The following is a 14,975-nucleotide window of genomic DNA, read 5'->3' on the forward strand; positions in this document are numbered from 1 at the left end:
TCACGGTGCCTTCACAACCGCACTGGAGGCCCAGCCGGTATCGTGGTGGGGTAGTTTCCCCAACGGAACGAGCAACCACCTACATATGAGTAACAACTCGCAGCAATCAGGCCACACCCCCTCGAACCCGGACGAACCTCTCGTCTCGATCGTCATCCCCGCCTATAACAATGCGGACTACCTCGACGAGACGATGAAGAGCGTGCTGGGCCAGACCTACACCAACCTCGAGGTGATCGTCTCCGACCACGCCTCCACCGACGACACCTGGGCCGTCATGGAACGCTACAGCTCGGACCCCCGGGTCACCCTCTTGCACACCGAGGGCGGCGGCGGGGCCCTCCGCAACTGGAACCGGGTGAGCCAGGCTGCCACCGGCGAGCTGATCAAACTCGTCTGCGGCGACGACCTGCTCTATCCCACCATCGTCGCCCAGCAGGTTGCCGCGCTCATCAACGAGCCCGGCGCCGTTCTGGCCGCCTCCCCGCGTGACATCGTCGACGCCAACGGCGCCCCGGTGCTGAAGAACCGTGGCCTGGCCGGCCTGGTCGGCGTGCACGACGGCGCCGTCGCCGTGCGCAAGACCGTCACCCAGGGCACCAACATCTTCGGTGAACCCGGCTGTGTGCTCATGCGCCGCAGCGTCCTGGAGAAGGTGGGCTGGTGGGATTCGCGCTGGCCGTACCTCATCGACGAGACCTCCTATTCGCTCGTTCTGCTCGAGGGCAAGTTCGTCGGCGTTCCCGGCAGCCTGGCCGGTTTCCGCATCTCCGACAGCCAGTGGAGCGTGCGCCTCGTCGCCGAGCAGGCCGAGCAGGCGATCGGCTTCCACAACTGGGTGGCGAAGACCCGCCCCGACGTCGTCTCCGGCACCGACCGGATGATCGGCAACACGCGCGCCAGGGTGATGGCCCAGGTTCGCCGGCTCGCCTACATCTGGCTCGGCCGGCGCATGTCCAAGGCGGTGACGGCGGATGCCGCACGCGACTGACCCGACCGACGAAACGGCCCGTGTGATAGGTTCTGAACCCGTGACACTCCCCTCAGCAGAACCCGACGTCGCCGACCACAGCATCTCGATCGTTGTCCCCGTATACCAGGGAGAACGCACCCTCACCGGTGTGCTCGAGGAGATCGAACCGCTGACCCGCCTGAGTATCACCCCCGACGGCTACAGCTTCCAGGTTGAAGAGGTCCTGCTGGTCTTCGACCACGGTCCGGACGATTCGGCGTCGATCATCCGCAGCATCACCGACCGGTTCCCGTTCGCTCGCGGCATCTGGCTGAGCAAGAACTTCGGCCAGCACGCGGCCACCCTCGCCGGCATGGCGTCTTCCGGCGGGGACTGGATCGTCACCCTCGACGAGGACGGCCAGCACGACCCCAGTGCCATCGGCGGGATGCTCGACACCGCCATGCGCGAGCAGGCCAGCGTCGTGTACGCCAAGCCGACCAACCCGGCCCCGCACGGGCCCGTTCGCAACGTCGCCTCGAAGACCGCCAAATACCTGCTCACCAAGCTGTCCGGTACCGGCGCTGCCGCCGACTACCAGAGCTACCGGCTGATGCTCGGCAACATCGGCCGCAGCGTTGCCGCCTATGCCGGCTCCGGTGTGTACCTCGACGTCGCCATCGGCTGGGTCGCCTCCCGCGTCACGACCTCCCCGGTCGAATTGCGCGAAGAAGGAGAACGCAACTCCGGCTATTCGGCCCGCCGGTTGTTCTCGCACTTCTGGCGCATGATCCTGACCACCGGCACGAGGGGGCTGCGGATCGTCAGCGGCCTCGGCGTGATCTTCGCGGTGATCGGCGTGGTCTTCGCTGTCGTCATCTTCATCCAGCGGCTCGCCGGCGACATCGCGATCCAGGGCTGGGCGTCGCTCAGCGTCCTGGTGCTGCTGAGCGCAGGGTTCATCCTGTTCTCCCTGGGCATCATCGCGGAGTACATCGGCATCAACGTGAACATGGCCATGGGCAAGCCGCCGTACCTGATCACGACCGACCCGGCGGATGGGCCTCTCGGGCGGACGCGCAAAGTCGCCAAGTGACCACCTACGTCTGGGTGATCGGGGCTCGCGGCCTGCTGGGCAGCGCCACGGCCGCGGCAATCACCCGCCGGGCCGGCTGGGAGCTGCTGCCCACCCAACCGCTGCCATGGGCCGATGACGACGCCCTGACGACGGCGGCCTCGGCGATCGCGACGCGGCTGCTTGACACTGCCGTGACCGAGCGCGCGAACTGGGCGGTGCTCTGGCTGGCCGGCAACGCCGTCACCTCGACGCCGCCGGAGGCGATCGGCCGGGAACTCCACCAGCTCAGACTGGTGCTCGACGCCGTCGGCACCGCGGCCGCCTACCAGGGCGCCGCCGGCGCCGGCGCCGTTTTCTACGCGTCCTCGGCCGGCGGCGTATACGGCGGTTCGGCGCATCCGCCGTTCGACGAGCAGAGCGCACCGGTGCCCATCTCGGGCTACGGACGGTTCAAGCTCGACGCCGAGGCGAGCTTGTTCGCCTTCTCGCGCGCCACCGGGGTCTCGGTGCTCGCCGGCCGGATCGCGAACCTGTACGGGCCCGGCCAGAAGCTGGGCAAGATGCAGGGCCTGATCTCCCACCTGGCCAAGGCCCAGTTCTCGCCCAAGCCGGCGTCGATCTTCGTGCCGCTGGAGACCATGCGGGACTACATCTTTGTACGCGACTGCGCCGAACTCGTCGTGGACTGCGTCGCCAGGTTGCTCTCGGTCACGGCGGACGCCGGACGCACCGAGGTGGTCAAGAACCTCGCCTCAGGTCAGGCCGTGACGATCAGCAACCTGCTCGGCCAGATTCGCAGCCTCGCCAAGGGCCAGCCGAACGTGATGTTGGGCTACTCGGCCGAGGCCTCGATGCAGGGACTTGACCTGCGCATCACCTCGACGGTGTGGCCCGACCTGGACCGGCGGCAGCTGACCAGCCTGCCGGCGGGGATCAAGGCCACCATGGACGACGTCCTCGCCCACATCCAGTCCGGCGGCTGACACCCGTCGAATGCCGCAAAAATGCCCCGTGGAACGCATCCACGGGGCCATTCGCGTCGATTCGCGTACCTGTTAGTCGGTCTTGAGGAGACCCGACAGGTAGACGCCGTAGCCGCTCTTGGCGAGCGGGGCGGCGAGGCGGCTCAGCTGGGCGTCGTCGATCCAGCCGGCGCGCCAGGCGATCTCTTCGATGCAGCCGATCTTGTGACCCTGACGGTCCTCGATCACGCGCACGTACTCTGAGGCCTGCATCATCGATTCGAAGGTGCCGGTGTCCAGCCAGGCGGTGCCGCGGTCCAGGACCTGCACGTGCAGGTTGCCCTGGTTGAGGTAGCGCTCGTTGACGGTTGAGATCTCCAGCTCGCCGCGGGCGGACGGTTCGATGGACTTGGCGATCTCGACGACGGAGTTGTCGTAGAAGTACAGCCCGGGCACGGCGTAGTTGCTCTTGGGCTTCTCAGGCTTCTCTTCGATCGACACGGCGGTGAAGTCGTCGTCGAACTCCACGACCCCATACGAGGTGGGGTTGGACACGTGGTACGCGAAGATCAGTGCGCCGTCGATGTCGGCGTTGTTGCGCAGGGCCGAACCGAGCCCGGCGCCGTGGAAGATGTTGTCACCGAGCACCAGCGCGACGCTGTCGTCGCCGATGAACTCCTCACCGATGGTGAACGCCTGCGCAAGGCCGTCCGGGGAGGGCTGCACGGCGTACTCCAGACTGATGCCGAGCTCGCTGCCGTCGCCGAGGAGGGCCTTGAACTGATCGTTGTACTCGGGGGTGGTGATGATGAGCACCTCGCGGATGCCGGCCATCATCAGCGTCGAGAGGGGGTAGTAGATCATCGGCTTGTCGTAGATCGGCATCAGCTGCTTGGAGATGCCCTTGGTGATCGGCCACAGGCGGGTTCCTGAGCCTCCGGCGAGAATGATTCCGCGCATGATCTAGTTCCGTTCGTTGAGCGTCTGGTAGTAGGCGCGGGCGGCGTCCCAGGTGGGCAGCAGTCCGCTCGCGGCGGCCTCGGTGAGGCTCGGCGCGTCGGTGTCCTTCGGAGAGAGCAGCAGTTCCCCGGCCCCGGACGGGAACACCAGGCCAACCTCGTCATCGAGCGGGTTGATCCCGTGCTCGGCGCCGGCGGTGTAGGTGGAGGAGACCAGGTAGCTCACCGTGGCCTTGTCGGTCAGGGCGACGAAAGCGTGGCCGAGTCCTTCGGCGATGTACACGGCCTTGCGATCCACGTCGTCCAGCAGCACCGAATCCCACTTGCCGAAGGTCGGCGAACCGACCCGGATGTCAACGATGAAGTCGATGATCGCACCGTGCGTGGCAGTGACATATTTGGCCTGGCCCGGCGGGATGTCGGCGAAGTGGATGCCGCGCACGACGCCGCGGCTGGACACGGAGGTGTTGGCCTGACGCAGGTCCAGCGGGTGCCCAACCGCCTCGGACAGCTTGTCGAAGCGGTACCACTCGAGGAAGACTCCCCGGTCGTCCCCGAACTGCTTGGGGGTCACCTCGTAGGAATCGGGGATGGAGAGTTCACGAATCTGCACGCTTGCCAGCCTAGCAATGCGCGTCCAGTACAATCGCGTAGGCACCTTTACGCAAACGGAATGGTTACCAATATATGAAGATCCTCGTCACCGGCGGCGCCGGTTTTATCGGCTCAAACTTTGTGCGGCGCACCCTGCAGGACGCCTACCCCGGCCTGGAAGGCGCTGAGGTGGTCGTTCTGGACGCCCTCACCTACTCCGGCAATCTGGAGAACCTGACCCCCGTGGCCGATTCTCCCCGTTACACCTTCGTCGAGGGCGACATCCGCGACGGCGCCCTGCTGGACACCCTGTTCCCGGGCCTGGACGCCGTGGTGCACTTCGCCGCGGAGTCCCACGTGGACCGGTCGGTGCGGGACGCTTCGATCTTCGTCGAGACGAACGTGCTCGGCACCCAGCAGCTGCTCGACGCAGCGCTGCGCAACAACCTGCCCCGGTTCGTGCACGTGTCCACCGACGAGGTCTACGGCTCCATCGCCGAGGGCTCCTGGAACGAAGAACGCGCCCTCGAGCCCAACTCGCCGTACTCGGCGTCGAAGGCCGGCAGCGACCTGCTCGCCCGCAGCTACCACCGCACCCACGGCCTGAACGTGTCGATCACCCGCTGCTCGAACAACTACGGCCCATACCACTTCCCCGAGAAGGTCATCCCGCTGTTCGTGACCAACCTCATCGACGACCTGCACGTTCCGCTCTACGGCGAGGGCAACAACATCCGCGACTGGCTGCACGTGGACGACCACACCCGCGCCATTGCGATGGTGCTGGTTTCCGGCCGCGCCGGCGAGATCTACAACATCGGCGGCGGCACCGAGCTGACCAACGTCGAGCTCACCCAGCTGCTGCTGGACGCCACCGGCAAGGACTGGTCCTATGTGGACCGGGTCGCCGACCGTCTCGGCCACGACCTGCGCTACTCCGTGGACATCTCCAAGATCCAGGCCGAGCTCGGCTACTCCCCCGAGGTGCCCTTCGAGACGGGCCTGGCCGACGTGGTGCAGTGGTACCGCGACAACCGCTCCTGGTGGGAACCCCTCAAGGCCCGCGCGGCGTTGAGCTGAGCGGCGCCCACCTGACATGACCCGTTATCTGATCGCCGGCGCGGCCGGGATGCTCGGCCGCGACCTGCAGGAGGCCCTGATTGGCCGTGAGGTCACTTCCGTGGACCGCAGCGAGCTGGACATCACCGACCTCGCCGCCGTTCGGAAGGCCGTCACCGGCCACGACGTGATCATCAACGCCGCAGCGTACACCGCCGTGGACGCGGCGGAGGAGAACGAGGCCGCCGCCTACGCGGTGAACGCCATCGGCCCACGCAACCTCGCGATCGGGGCAGCGGCCGTGGGTGCGAAGCTCGTGCAGATCTCCACCGACTACGTCTTCGACGGCGCCGGCAACACGCCGTACCCCGAAGACACCGCGATCGACCCGCTCAACGCATACGGCCGCACCAAGGCCGCCGGTGAACAGTTCGTGCTCACCGAGAACCCCACAAACAGCTACATCGTGCGCACGGCGTGGCTCTACGGCGCGCACGGGCCCAACTTCGGCCGCACCATGCTCACCCTTGCCGCAGACAGGGACACCGTCTCCGTCGTCGCCGACCAGTTCGGCCAGCCCACCTGGACCGTCGACCTGGCCCGCCAGATCGTGGCGATGCTCGACGCCGACGCGCCCGCCGGGATCTACCACGGCACCAACGCCGGGCAGACGAACTGGTTCGGGTTCGCCCAGGCCGTGTTCGCCAGCGCGGGCCTGGACCCCGACCGGGTGCTGCCCACGGACGGCAGCAAGTTCGTCCGGCCGGCCCCCCGGCCGGCCTACTCGGTGCTCGGGCACGACGCCTGGGCCACGGCCGGCCTGGCCCCGATGCGGTCATGGACCGAGGCCCTCATGGACGCCGCGAGCCACGGCGCGTTCGCCCCGTCATGATCACCCTCCGGGTCATCGTGGACCAGCTGGTCTCGCCCGTTCCGGGCGGACTCGGCCGGTACACCGAGGAGCTCACCCGGTCGCTGATCGCCACGGCGCCGACCGACTGTGTGGTCGAAGGCATCGTCTCGGCCAGCTCGGCGGAGCACTACGAGCAGATCACCACGGCCCTGCCCGGCCTGGCCGGCCTGCACAAGATGGCGCTGGCGCGACGCGAACTCTCGGCGGCCTGGCAGCTGGGCGTTGCCACGTCCGCCGGACACGGCCTCGTGCACGCCCCCGGCCTGTTCGCCCCGCTGCACCGCCACGACAGGGCCAGGGACGAAACCCAGGTCGCCGTGACGGTGCACGACGTGCTCGCCTGGACGCATCCGGAATCGTTGACCCCGACAACGGTCTCGCGGACCAAGCTGATGCTCAAACGGGCCCGCAAGCACGCGGACGCCGTCGTGGTGCCCAGCCACGCCCTCGCCGACCAGCTCGGCGAGATCATGGACTTCGGCGACAGGGTGCGCGTGATCGGCGGGGCCGTCAGCAGCGGCCTGGTGCTGCCGACGAATTCCGCCGCCGCCGAAGCCATGGCGGTGGCCCTGGAACTCCCCGACGAGTACATCCTCACCGCCGGCACCCTCGAACCGCGCCGCGCCGTCACCGCCCTCATCACGGCCCTCGGCCGCCCGGGCGCCGCGGACCTGCCGCTGCTCGTTCTCGGACCGGATTCCTGGGGTGAGCTCACCCTCGCTTCGGTGGCCGACGAGGCCGGCCTCGCCCCCGACCGGGTGCGCGCACTGGACGGCCTGACCGACCAGCAGCTCGCGCTGGTGATGTCGCGGGCGTCGGTCTTCGTGTACCCCAGCCTCGAGGAGGGGTTCGGTCTGCCGATCATCCAGGCCTTCCACTTCGGCACCCCGGTCATCCACTCGGATGCGCCGGCCCTGGTCGAAGCCGGCGGCGATGCGGGCTTCCTGGTGGAGCGTGACGACCCGGCCGGCTACCCCGAACGCCTCGCCGCAGCCCTGGACCGGGTGCTCGGCGACACCGCGCTCGCCGACAGGCTGCGCATCTTCGGTGGCGACAGGGCCAGGGCCTTCAGCTGGCGTGACACCGCGGAACGCGTCTGGCAGTTGCACGCCGACCTCTGAGCCTATCGACCCTGAGCCTGTGGACCCTGAGCTTGTCGCCCCCTGAGCCACCGCTCAGGGCGCGGGGGTCTCCGTGACCGGGTTCAGCGCGGCGTCGATCAGGCCGGCGATCTGGTCGTAGTCCGGGTCTGTCGGGTCGACGCCGTTGTCTGGAACCAGTTCGACGGCCCCGACCGGGAGCTTCTTAGTCTTGGCCGCGAGGGTGGCGAAGTAGCCGAGCATGCCCTGGGGCACATCGGTTTTGACGACCTCCTGGCCGGCCAGGGCCACACCCTGGAACTTGGTGAGCACGTTCGCCGGGTTGAACTGCTGCAGGATCGCCTCCTGCAGGACCCGCTGGCGGGACATCCGGTCGTAGTCGCTGGTCCCGTGCCTGGCCCGGCCATACCACAGGGCGGTGAAACCGTCCATGTGCTGCGGCCCGGCCTCCACCCAACCTTCGACGTCGCTCAGGTCGTCTTCCTGGCCACCGATGGGCAGCCGCTCCGCCACGGTGATGTCCACGCCGCCGAGGGCGTCGATGAGCTGGGAGAAGCCCTGCATGTCGATGAGCACGTAGTACTGGATGGTGAGCCCGGTGACGCCACTGGCGGCGTCGCGCATGGCTTCGATGCCGGGCTCGCTGCCCTCGGCTACGGCGTTGGGGTACATCTCCGGGCTCTTGAGCTCCACCTCGGTGTAGATCGAGTTGAGCTGGCAGACGTCCACGTCGCAGACGCCGTCGTAGCCGTAGCCGTCCGGGTACGAGGCGTGCAGGGGAGAATCCTGCGGGAACGGCACGTACTCGAGGTCGCGGGGGATGCCGATGATGTCGGCCTTACCGGTCTCGGCGTCGATGCTGACCACCGACGTGCTGTCCGGCCGCATGCCCAGCCTGTCGGCCCCGGCGTCGCCGCCGAGCAGCATGATGTTGTACCGACCGTCGACCGGCGGCTCTGACGGGCCGGCCGCGAACACCGACGAGAGGACCCCACTGGCCGTGGTGGCCACGTAGGCGCCGTAGCCGGCGGTTCCGGCCGCAGCGACCATCACCACCGTCGCCAATCCGGCGATGAACGGCCGGGCCTTGGGCCTGGCCTTCACGAGGCGGGTCAGCCGGATGGTGTCGAAGGTCAGGACGACCCAGACCACGGCGTAGAACACCATCGCGGCGGCGAGGACCCACAGCCCGATCGAGTTGGTGGCCACGGTGAGCAGGATCTCCGGGTTCAGCGCGTAGACGATGCCGGCGACCACGACCACGGCGAGGAAGCTCAGGCTGGCGCGCAGACCGAACCGGCCGAGGCCGCGGCTTCCCGCGAGCACCTGGGCGGAGCCGGGCAGAAGAATGTTGAGAACCACGAGCCACCAGGCCCGGCGGGTCATGACCTGCTTGGAGCCGGAGTTCGGGTGCCGGATCGGACTGCTGGCGCTACTCATAGCTTCGCTTGGAGGGCCGTGTTCTTCTGCTCCACCTGCTCGGCCAGCTGGTCGGCGTAGGCCTCCAGCTTCAGGCGCAGCGCGTCATCCGCCGTCGCCAGGATTTTGATGGCGATCAGGGCAGCGTTGCGCGCGCCGCCGATCGAGACCGTCGCGACGGGAACGCCGGCCGGCATCTGCACGATCGAGAGCAGCGAGTCCAGGCCGTCCAGGCGACCGAGCGGAACCGGAACACCCACAACGGGTAGCGTGGTGACTGCGGCGAGCATGCCCGGCAGGTGCGCGGCACCGCCGGCGCCGGCGATGATCACCTTGAGGCCGCGGCCCCAGGCCTCGGAGCCGTATCGCATCATCTTCTCCGGCGTGCGGTGTGCTGACACCACTTGCACCTCGTGGGCGACGCCGAATTCGGCCAGCATGGCCGCGGCGTCGCTCATGACGTTCCAGTCGGAGTCCGACCCCATCACAACACCGACGAGCACGGCTGAGGAAGGGGCGGACTCGTGGGCGGGAGTCGCGAGGTTCTTTGGCACGGTGACGATCTTAGGCTTTAGTCCTGAAAATATGCCGCAGTGGCACGCGCCTGGTAGCTGACCGAGTCCAGATCGGGCCCGGATGCCGTGACGTGGCCGATCTTGCGTCCCGGACGGGGATCCTTGCCGTAGTTGTGCACTTTGACCGTGGGCTGTCCGGCGAATGCGGCGGGGTACCGGGCCGCCATGCTCCCCTCGGCGGGGCCGCCGAGGATGTTGACCATCACCGACCAGGGTTCGCGGAGGGCCGTGCCGCCCAGCGGAAGGTCGAGCACGGCGCGCAGGTGCTGCTCGAACTGGCTCGTGGTGGACCCGTCGATCGACCAGTGGCCGCTGTTGTGCGGCCGCATCGCGAGTTCGTTGACCAGCAACCGGCCGTCGGTGGTTTCGAAAAGTTCCACGGCAAGCACCCCGGTGACGCCGATGCCCTCCGCGACCCGCTCGGCGATGTCGGCGGCGAGCGCGCTGAGCCGGCCGGCCGACTTCGGGGCGGGGGCGATGACCTCGGCGCAGACGCCGCCCTGCTGCACGGTCTCGACGACAGGCCAGATCGCGATCTCTCCCGATGGGCGCCGAGCCACGACCTGCGCGAGTTCGCGGCGGAAGTCGACGAGCTCCTCGACCAGCAGGTCACCCCCGTTGGCGTCCTCAGCGAGCGCGAAAAACCAGTCGTCGGCCTCGTGGGCGTGGGAAATCACACGCACGCCCTTGCCGTCATAGCCGCCCCTGGCGGTCTTCACGACGGCCCGGCCGCCGTGATCGGTCAGGAACCGCGCCAGAGCGTCCGCATCGGCCACCCGCGCCCAGTCGGGGACGGGCAGGCCCAGCTCGGTCAGGCGCTCCCGCATGAGCAGCTTGTCCTGGGCGTAGAGGAGCGCGTCCGGCCCGGGGTGGACGCTGATGCCCCGGTTCACCAGTTCGCGGAGGATCACCTGCGGAACGTGTTCGTGGTCGAATGTCACCACGTCGACGGCCTCGGCGAAGGAGAGGACCGTGGCCAGATCGCGGTAGTCCCCCACCGATACCGCGGCGAGGTTCGCGGACATGCCGTCGGCCTCGGCCAGGACCCGGAGGTCGAGGCCGAGGTTCACCGCGGCGGGGATCATCATGCGGGCCAATTGGCCTCCGCCGATCACACCAACGATCGTGCTCATCTGTTCACCAATTTCTGTGCGACCGTTCATCCGAGGGACCGGGAACTCTCAGGATGGGGATTATGACGGGACGTAGACTGCGAGAGAAGCGCGTTTTCTCGCTACACGTTCCATTTTCACCTATCGGCCGGACGGATGCATGTCGAGAACAACCTTCAGCAGATATCGGGTTTTCGCTTTCGCGATGCAGCTCGCGAAGTTCGGCATGGTCGGACTCGTCGGCTTCGCGGTAGACATCACGGTCTTCAACCTGCTGCGGGCGACGGTCTTCTCCCCCGAGGCCCTGACCTCCGGCCCGATCTGGGCGAAAGTCGTCTCGACGATCCTCGCCATCCTGGCCAACTGGGTCGGCAACCGGTACTGGACCTTCTCGAAGGACCGCCGGTCCCAGACCCTGCGTGAGGGTCTGGAATTCTTCGCCGTCAGCCTCGTCGGTATGGGAATCGGGTTGGCCTGCCTGGCGGTGAGCCACTACGTGCTCGGCTACACCAGCGTCATCGCGGACAACATCTCGTCGAACGTGATCGGCCTGCTGCTCGGCGCCGTCTTCCGTTTCACCCTGTACCGGTACTGGGTGTTCTCGCCCTCACGCCGGGGCGAGACTCCGGTGGCCGCCGGCACGGGGGCCACTCGCACGGCGCCCACCCGCACGGTGCCCACTAGCACGGTGCCCACCAACACAGGGGCGTTGCGGCTACAGGCCCGCGCGGAGTCCGAATTCGTCACCGAGCGCTGACTGCTCCTGCCGGCGCGCGGCCATCACGGTCTGCGACTGCTCCATCAGGTCCTGCAGCACCTGCTGCACGAGGTCGGCGTCGGGCACGTCCCGCAACGACAGCGGATGCTCGAGACCGGAATTGATGCGCACCGTCCCCGACCGGAACAGGGACTGCAGCCAGTTCTTGCGCACGGTGACGTCGTAACCCCTGCTGTGCAGCAGCTCCTGCCGCTCATGCACGAAGATGCCGTGCACGAAGATGATCCGGCGGCTGGTCACGGTGTACCGCCGGGTGAGCCAGGACACCAGCGGCAGCAGCCAGAGCAGCACGACGACGAGACCGGCGCCGACCAGGAGCAGCACGTTCTGCCACGGCTCGGCCAGGCTTCCGGAGTAGTAACCGGTGACCCCGCACGCGCCGATCAGGAAAAGGGTGGGCCAGAACAGCGCCCGGGCATGGGAGCGCAGCCGGGCGATGACCACCTCGGGCGCCGTCGTCGGCACGCCGGGCATCGAACTGGCTGGGTTGGTCATATACCCATTAATACCTCAGATTCACCACCGCAGATGGGTCACGTCCCCCGCGGCGACGGCCTGCAGTTCACCGTTCGCCTGGTCCTCCACGATCAGCCGGCCGTCAGGGTCCAGCCCGACCGCCGTGCCCACGAGGTCGTGGCCGCCGGGCAATTCGACGCGCACCGCGGTGCCCAGGGTGCCGCACAGCGCGGAGACCTCAGCGTGCAGGCCGCTGGCCACGGGGTCGGCTCCGGCGGCGAGGAAGTTCGCGGTGAGGTTCCGCAGCGCGCTCAGGTAGGCGGCGAGGACCGTGTCAGGGTCCGGGATGCTGCCGGTCACCAGCATCAGCGACGTGGACGTGAGGGTGGGCAGGTCGTGCTCGTCCAGGCTCAGGTTCAGCCCGGCGCCGATACACAGGCCGCTAGCGTCCGGCAGCAGCTCCGACAGGATGCCGGAGACCTTGTAACCGTCGATAAGTACGTCGTTGGGCCACTTCAACGCCACCTCGTGCCGGGGCGCGTCCTCGTCGCCGGGCGGCCGCACCGCGGCGTGCACGACCGAACGCACGGCCAGGGTCATGGCCGCGCCGGCGAGCAGGGGAAACCAGCCGTACCGGTTCGCGGGCAGGAGGCCGGATTCCAGGCGCGGCCGCAGCAGCACCGAAACGGCCAGCGATTTGCCGCTGGGGGCCAGCCAGGTGCGGCCGAGCCGTCCGCGGCCGCTGGTCTGGTTGTCGGTGACGATGACCGACAGGTCAGGCCAGGCCGGCGCATCCGGGCCCGTTGCCCGCGTCACCAGCACGTCGTTGGTGGAGCCGGCCTCGTCGAGGTACTCGAACCGTGCCCCGATGCCACGGCTGATCGGAAATTCCATGCTGACGCCTCTTCTCCCACCCCGTGGGGATCATAACTCCTGCAATTCTGCCCAGCTTTGAGCTGACACCGGGGAATTCGCCCCGGGCGGGCCCGAATTGCAGGAGTTGCGCACCCGGCGGGGCCGGCGCCGGCGGCACGCTCTGGGGGTGGTGCGGGGTGAGGCCGGTAGAGTGAACGGCGTGACTGAGAACCCGACCGGACCCGACCTGTACACGACGGCTGGCAAGCTCGCCGACCTCAAGATGCGCTATCACGAGGCCGTGACCGCGAGCGGCGAGGCCGCCATCGAAAAACAGCATGCCAAGGGCAAGATGACCGCCCGCGAACGGGTGGCGGAGCTGCTGGACCCGGGCTCGTTCGTCGAGCTCGACGAATTCGTGCGGCACCGCACCGTCGCGTTCGGCATGGAGAAGAAGCGCCCGTACGGCGACTCCGTCGTCACCGGCACCGGCACCATCCATGGCCGTCAGGTGGCCGTGTACTCGCAGGACTTCACGATCTTCGGCGGTTCGCTCGGCGAGGTCGCCGGCGAGAAGATCATCAAGGTTATGGACCTGGCCCTCAAGACCGGGGTGCCCATCATCGGCATCCTCGACTCCGGCGGAGCGCGCATCCAGGAGGGCGTCGTGGCCCTGGGCAAGTACGGCGAGATCTTCCGCCGCAACACCGCCGCATCCGGCGTGATCCCGCAGATCTCGATCATCTGCGGCCCCGCAGCCGGCGGCGCGGTGTACTCCCCCGCCCTGACCGACTTCGTGATCATGGTCGACAAGACCAGCCAGATGTTCGTCACCGGCCCCGATGTGATCAAGACCGTCACAGGCGAAGATGTGGGCATGGAGGAGCTCGGCGGCGCACTGACCCACAACACCATCTCCGGCGTGGCGCACTACCTCGCCAGCGACGAGTCCGACGCCCTGGACTATGCGCGCACCCTGCTCGGCTTCCTGCCGGACAACAACCTCGCCGAGCTGCCCGTCTTCGACAGCGAGGTCGAACTCGAGACCACGGATGCCGACCTCAAGCTCAACACGCTGATCCCGGATTCGCCCAACCAGCCGTACGACGTCAAGACGGTCATCGAGCACATCGTCGACCACGGCGACTTCCTCGAGACCCAGCCGTTGTTCGCACCGAACATCGTGGTGGGCTTCGCCCGCATCGAGGGCCGCAGCGTCGGTATCGTCGCCAATCAGCCCAACGCGATGGCCGGCACCTTGAACATCCCTGCCGGTGAGAAGGCAGCGCGGTTCGTGAGGTTCTGCGACGCGTTCTCGATCCCGATCCTCACCCTCGTCGACGTGCCCGGCTTCCTGCCCGGCACCGACCAGGAGTGGACCGGAATCATCCGCCGCGGCGCCAAGCTCCTCTACGCCTACGCCGAGGCCACCGTGCCGCTGATCACCGTCATCCTGCGCAAGGCCTACGGCGGCGCGTACATCGTGATGGGTTCCAAGCAGCTCGGGGCCGACATCAACCTGGCCTGGCCCACCGCGGAGATCGCAGTGATGGGCGGCCAGGGCGCCGTGAACATCCTCTACCGCGCCGAGATCAAGAAGGCCGAAGCGGCTAACGAGGATGTCGCCGCCGTGCGCACCCGCTTGGCCAACGAGTACACCTACAACGTGGCCAGCCCGTTCCTCGCCGCCGAGCGCGGTGAGCTCGACGGAATCATCGAACCGGCCGCGACCCGGGTCTCCGTCGTGAAGGCGTTGCGGGCCCTGCGCACCAAGCGGGCCAGCCTTCCTGCCAAAAAGCACGGGAACATCCCGCTGTAGGCGGCGCTGTCATGACCCACTCAGAGAACACCCCCGGTTTCGACCCGGCCGAACTCACCTTTGTCACAACGGGCGTCACGGAGCCGGAGGCTGCCGCGGTGACGGCCGTCCTGCGGGCCGTGCTGCGCGCGGAGTCTGACAACGTGCGGGCCACGCCGAACGGCCCGGCGAGCCCCTGGCAGGACAGCCAGCGGGCCATCAGGGCGCCGCTGCCGCGTGGCGACGAGCGCTGGTGCAGCTTCACGGCCTAGCCCAGCGCTGTCCCCCTAAATGACGACTTTTCAGGGACGCTCCGGGGCGGCACTATTGGTATCGCTGGGTGTTGCTCTCGAGTAACACGACCA

Annotated in this window: 16 protein-coding genes; 9 read left to right on the forward strand and 7 right to left on the reverse strand. The window is 67.9% G+C overall.

Annotated features, from left to right (window positions below):
• The first annotated feature begins 85 nt into the window (after positions 1-85).
• Genes E3O42_RS02575 through E3O42_RS02585 form a run of 3 tightly spaced genes read left to right on the forward strand, consistent with a single transcriptional unit; the run spans position 86 to position 3,013 of the window.
• Entirely contained in the window at positions 86-991 is a 906-nt protein-coding gene (locus tag E3O42_RS02575) for a glycosyltransferase family 2 protein (protein WP_134452375.1), read from the forward strand.
• Between the two features lie 40 nt (positions 992-1,031).
• Positions 1,032-2,048 carry a glycosyltransferase gene (locus tag E3O42_RS02580; protein WP_241984583.1) on the forward strand — a complete coding sequence of 339 codons (1,017 nt, stop codon included), beginning with the start codon at positions 1,032-1,034 and terminating at the stop codon, positions 2,046-2,048.
• Positions 2,045-3,013 (forward strand): NAD-dependent epimerase/dehydratase family protein, encoded by a 969-nt coding sequence (locus E3O42_RS02585; protein ID WP_134452376.1) that lies wholly within the window; start codon positions 2,045-2,047, stop codon positions 3,011-3,013. The genes E3O42_RS02580 and E3O42_RS02585 overlap by 4 nt, the downstream gene beginning before the upstream one ends.
• 72 nt (positions 3,014-3,085) lie before the next feature.
• Here E3O42_RS02585 and rfbA read toward each other — a convergent pair whose 3' ends face one another.
• Both rfbA and E3O42_RS02595 read right to left on the reverse strand, forming a co-directional pair.
• Positions 3,086-3,952 (reverse strand): glucose-1-phosphate thymidylyltransferase RfbA, encoded by an 867-nt coding sequence (gene rfbA, locus E3O42_RS02590; protein WP_134452377.1) that lies wholly within the window; start codon positions 3,950-3,952, stop codon positions 3,086-3,088.
• Between the two features lie 3 nt (positions 3,953-3,955).
• Positions 3,956-4,564, reverse strand: a complete 609-nt coding sequence (locus E3O42_RS02595) for a dTDP-4-dehydrorhamnose 3,5-epimerase family protein (RefSeq protein ID WP_134452378.1) — start codon at positions 4,562-4,564, stop codon at positions 3,956-3,958.
• A 74-nt stretch (positions 4,565-4,638) separates the two neighbouring features.
• On the opposite strand from E3O42_RS02595, the gene rfbB reads away from it, so the two are divergent.
• Genes rfbB through E3O42_RS02610 form a run of 3 tightly spaced genes read left to right on the forward strand, consistent with a single transcriptional unit; the run spans position 4,639 to position 7,638 of the window.
• Positions 4,639-5,625, forward strand: coding sequence for a dTDP-glucose 4,6-dehydratase (gene rfbB / locus E3O42_RS02600; RefSeq protein ID WP_134452379.1), 987 nt, complete (start codon positions 4,639-4,641; stop codon positions 5,623-5,625).
• A 16-nt stretch (positions 5,626-5,641) separates the two neighbouring features.
• Positions 5,642-6,496 carry a dTDP-4-dehydrorhamnose reductase gene (gene rfbD / locus E3O42_RS02605; RefSeq protein WP_134452380.1) on the forward strand — a complete coding sequence of 285 codons (855 nt, stop codon included), beginning with the start codon at positions 5,642-5,644 and terminating at the stop codon, positions 6,494-6,496.
• On the forward strand, positions 6,493-7,638 hold the full coding sequence (locus E3O42_RS02610) for a glycosyltransferase family 4 protein (RefSeq protein ID WP_134452381.1): 1,146 nt from the start codon (positions 6,493-6,495) through the stop codon (positions 7,636-7,638). The genes rfbD and E3O42_RS02610 overlap by 4 nt, the downstream gene beginning before the upstream one ends.
• Positions 7,639-7,692: 54 nt before the next feature.
• Here E3O42_RS02610 and E3O42_RS02615 read toward each other — a convergent pair whose 3' ends face one another.
• The 3 genes from E3O42_RS02615 to E3O42_RS02625 form a co-directional block, all read right to left on the reverse strand.
• Positions 7,693-9,057 carry an LCP family protein gene (locus E3O42_RS02615; protein ID WP_241984584.1) on the reverse strand — a complete coding sequence of 455 codons (1,365 nt, stop codon included), beginning with the start codon at positions 9,055-9,057 and terminating at the stop codon, positions 7,693-7,695.
• Positions 9,054-9,521, reverse strand: a complete 468-nt coding sequence (purE, locus tag E3O42_RS02620) for a 5-(carboxyamino)imidazole ribonucleotide mutase (RefSeq protein ID WP_134452566.1) — start codon at positions 9,519-9,521, stop codon at positions 9,054-9,056. Before purE ends, E3O42_RS02615 begins: the two co-directional genes overlap by 4 nt.
• 86 nt (positions 9,522-9,607) lie before the next feature.
• The gene (locus tag E3O42_RS02625) at positions 9,608-10,774 is read right to left on the reverse strand and encodes a 5-(carboxyamino)imidazole ribonucleotide synthase (RefSeq protein WP_255454914.1); all 1,167 of its coding nucleotides are present in this window, start codon (positions 10,772-10,774) and stop codon (positions 9,608-9,610) included.
• A gap of 154 nt (positions 10,775-10,928) precedes the next feature.
• On the opposite strand from E3O42_RS02625, the gene E3O42_RS02630 reads away from it, so the two are divergent.
• Positions 10,929-11,480 carry a GtrA family protein gene (locus E3O42_RS02630; protein WP_134452383.1) on the forward strand — a complete coding sequence of 184 codons (552 nt, stop codon included), beginning with the start codon at positions 10,929-10,931 and terminating at the stop codon, positions 11,478-11,480.
• Here the strand turns inward: E3O42_RS02630 and E3O42_RS02635 are convergent.
• Both E3O42_RS02635 and E3O42_RS02640 read right to left on the reverse strand, forming a co-directional pair.
• Positions 11,439-11,996, reverse strand: a complete 558-nt coding sequence (locus E3O42_RS02635) for a PH domain-containing protein (protein WP_241984585.1) — start codon at positions 11,994-11,996, stop codon at positions 11,439-11,441. The genes E3O42_RS02630 and E3O42_RS02635 overlap by 42 nt on opposite strands.
• 21 nt (positions 11,997-12,017) lie before the next feature.
• Positions 12,018-12,851 (reverse strand): biotin--[acetyl-CoA-carboxylase] ligase, encoded by an 834-nt coding sequence (locus E3O42_RS02640; protein ID WP_134452384.1) that lies wholly within the window; start codon positions 12,849-12,851, stop codon positions 12,018-12,020.
• A gap of 244 nt (positions 12,852-13,095) precedes the next feature.
• Here E3O42_RS02640 and E3O42_RS02645 point away from each other — a divergent pair, with 244 nt between their 5' ends.
• Both E3O42_RS02645 and E3O42_RS02650 read left to right on the forward strand, forming a co-directional pair.
• Positions 13,096-14,631, forward strand: coding sequence for an acyl-CoA carboxylase subunit beta (locus E3O42_RS02645; protein ID WP_134452568.1), 1,536 nt, complete (start codon positions 13,096-13,098; stop codon positions 14,629-14,631).
• A gap of 11 nt (positions 14,632-14,642) precedes the next feature.
• The gene (locus tag E3O42_RS02650) at positions 14,643-14,882 is read left to right on the forward strand and encodes an acyl-CoA carboxylase epsilon subunit (RefSeq protein WP_134452385.1); all 240 of its coding nucleotides are present in this window, start codon (positions 14,643-14,645) and stop codon (positions 14,880-14,882) included.
• Positions 14,883-14,975: the final 93 nt, after the last annotated feature.

Source organism: Cryobacterium adonitolivorans, assembly GCF_004402695.1.
GTDB classification, from domain to species: Bacteria; Actinomycetota; Actinomycetes; order Actinomycetales; family Microbacteriaceae; genus Cryobacterium; species Cryobacterium adonitolivorans.

Bases quoted from the DNA above. Each gene is read 5' to 3' on its own strand.
- E3O42_RS02575 (WP_134452375.1), top strand. From the start codon at position 86: ATGAGTAACAACTCGCAGCAATCAGGCCACACCCCCTCGAACCCGGAC.
- rfbA (WP_134452377.1), bottom strand. From the start codon at position 3,952: ATGCGCGGAATCATTCTCGCCGGAGGCTCAGGAACCCGCCTGTGGCCG.
- rfbB (WP_134452379.1), top strand. From the start codon at position 4,639: ATGAAGATCCTCGTCACCGGCGGCGCCGGTTTTATCGGCTCAAACTTT.
- rfbD (WP_134452380.1), top strand. From the start codon at position 5,642: ATGACCCGTTATCTGATCGCCGGCGCGGCCGGGATGCTCGGCCGCGAC.
- E3O42_RS02610 (WP_134452381.1), top strand. From the start codon at position 6,493: ATGATCACCCTCCGGGTCATCGTGGACCAGCTGGTCTCGCCCGTTCCG.
- E3O42_RS02615 (WP_241984584.1), bottom strand. From the start codon at position 9,057: ATGAGTAGCGCCAGCAGTCCGATCCGGCACCCGAACTCCGGCTCCAAG.
- purE (WP_134452566.1), bottom strand. From the start codon at position 9,521: ATGGGGTCGGACTCCGACTGGAACGTCATGAGCGACGCCGCGGCCATG.
- E3O42_RS02625 (WP_255454914.1), bottom strand. From the start codon at position 10,774: ATGAACGGTCGCACAGAAATTGGTGAACAGATGAGCACGATCGTTGGT.
- E3O42_RS02630 (WP_134452383.1), top strand. From the start codon at position 10,929: ATGCAGCTCGCGAAGTTCGGCATGGTCGGACTCGTCGGCTTCGCGGTA.
- E3O42_RS02635 (WP_241984585.1), bottom strand. From the start codon at position 11,996: ATGACCAACCCAGCCAGTTCGATGCCCGGCGTGCCGACGACGGCGCCC.
- E3O42_RS02640 (WP_134452384.1), bottom strand. From the start codon at position 12,851: ATGGAATTTCCGATCAGCCGTGGCATCGGGGCACGGTTCGAGTACCTC.
- E3O42_RS02645 (WP_134452568.1), top strand. From the start codon at position 13,096: ATGCGCTATCACGAGGCCGTGACCGCGAGCGGCGAGGCCGCCATCGAA.
- E3O42_RS02650 (WP_134452385.1), top strand. From the start codon at position 14,643: ATGACCCACTCAGAGAACACCCCCGGTTTCGACCCGGCCGAACTCACC.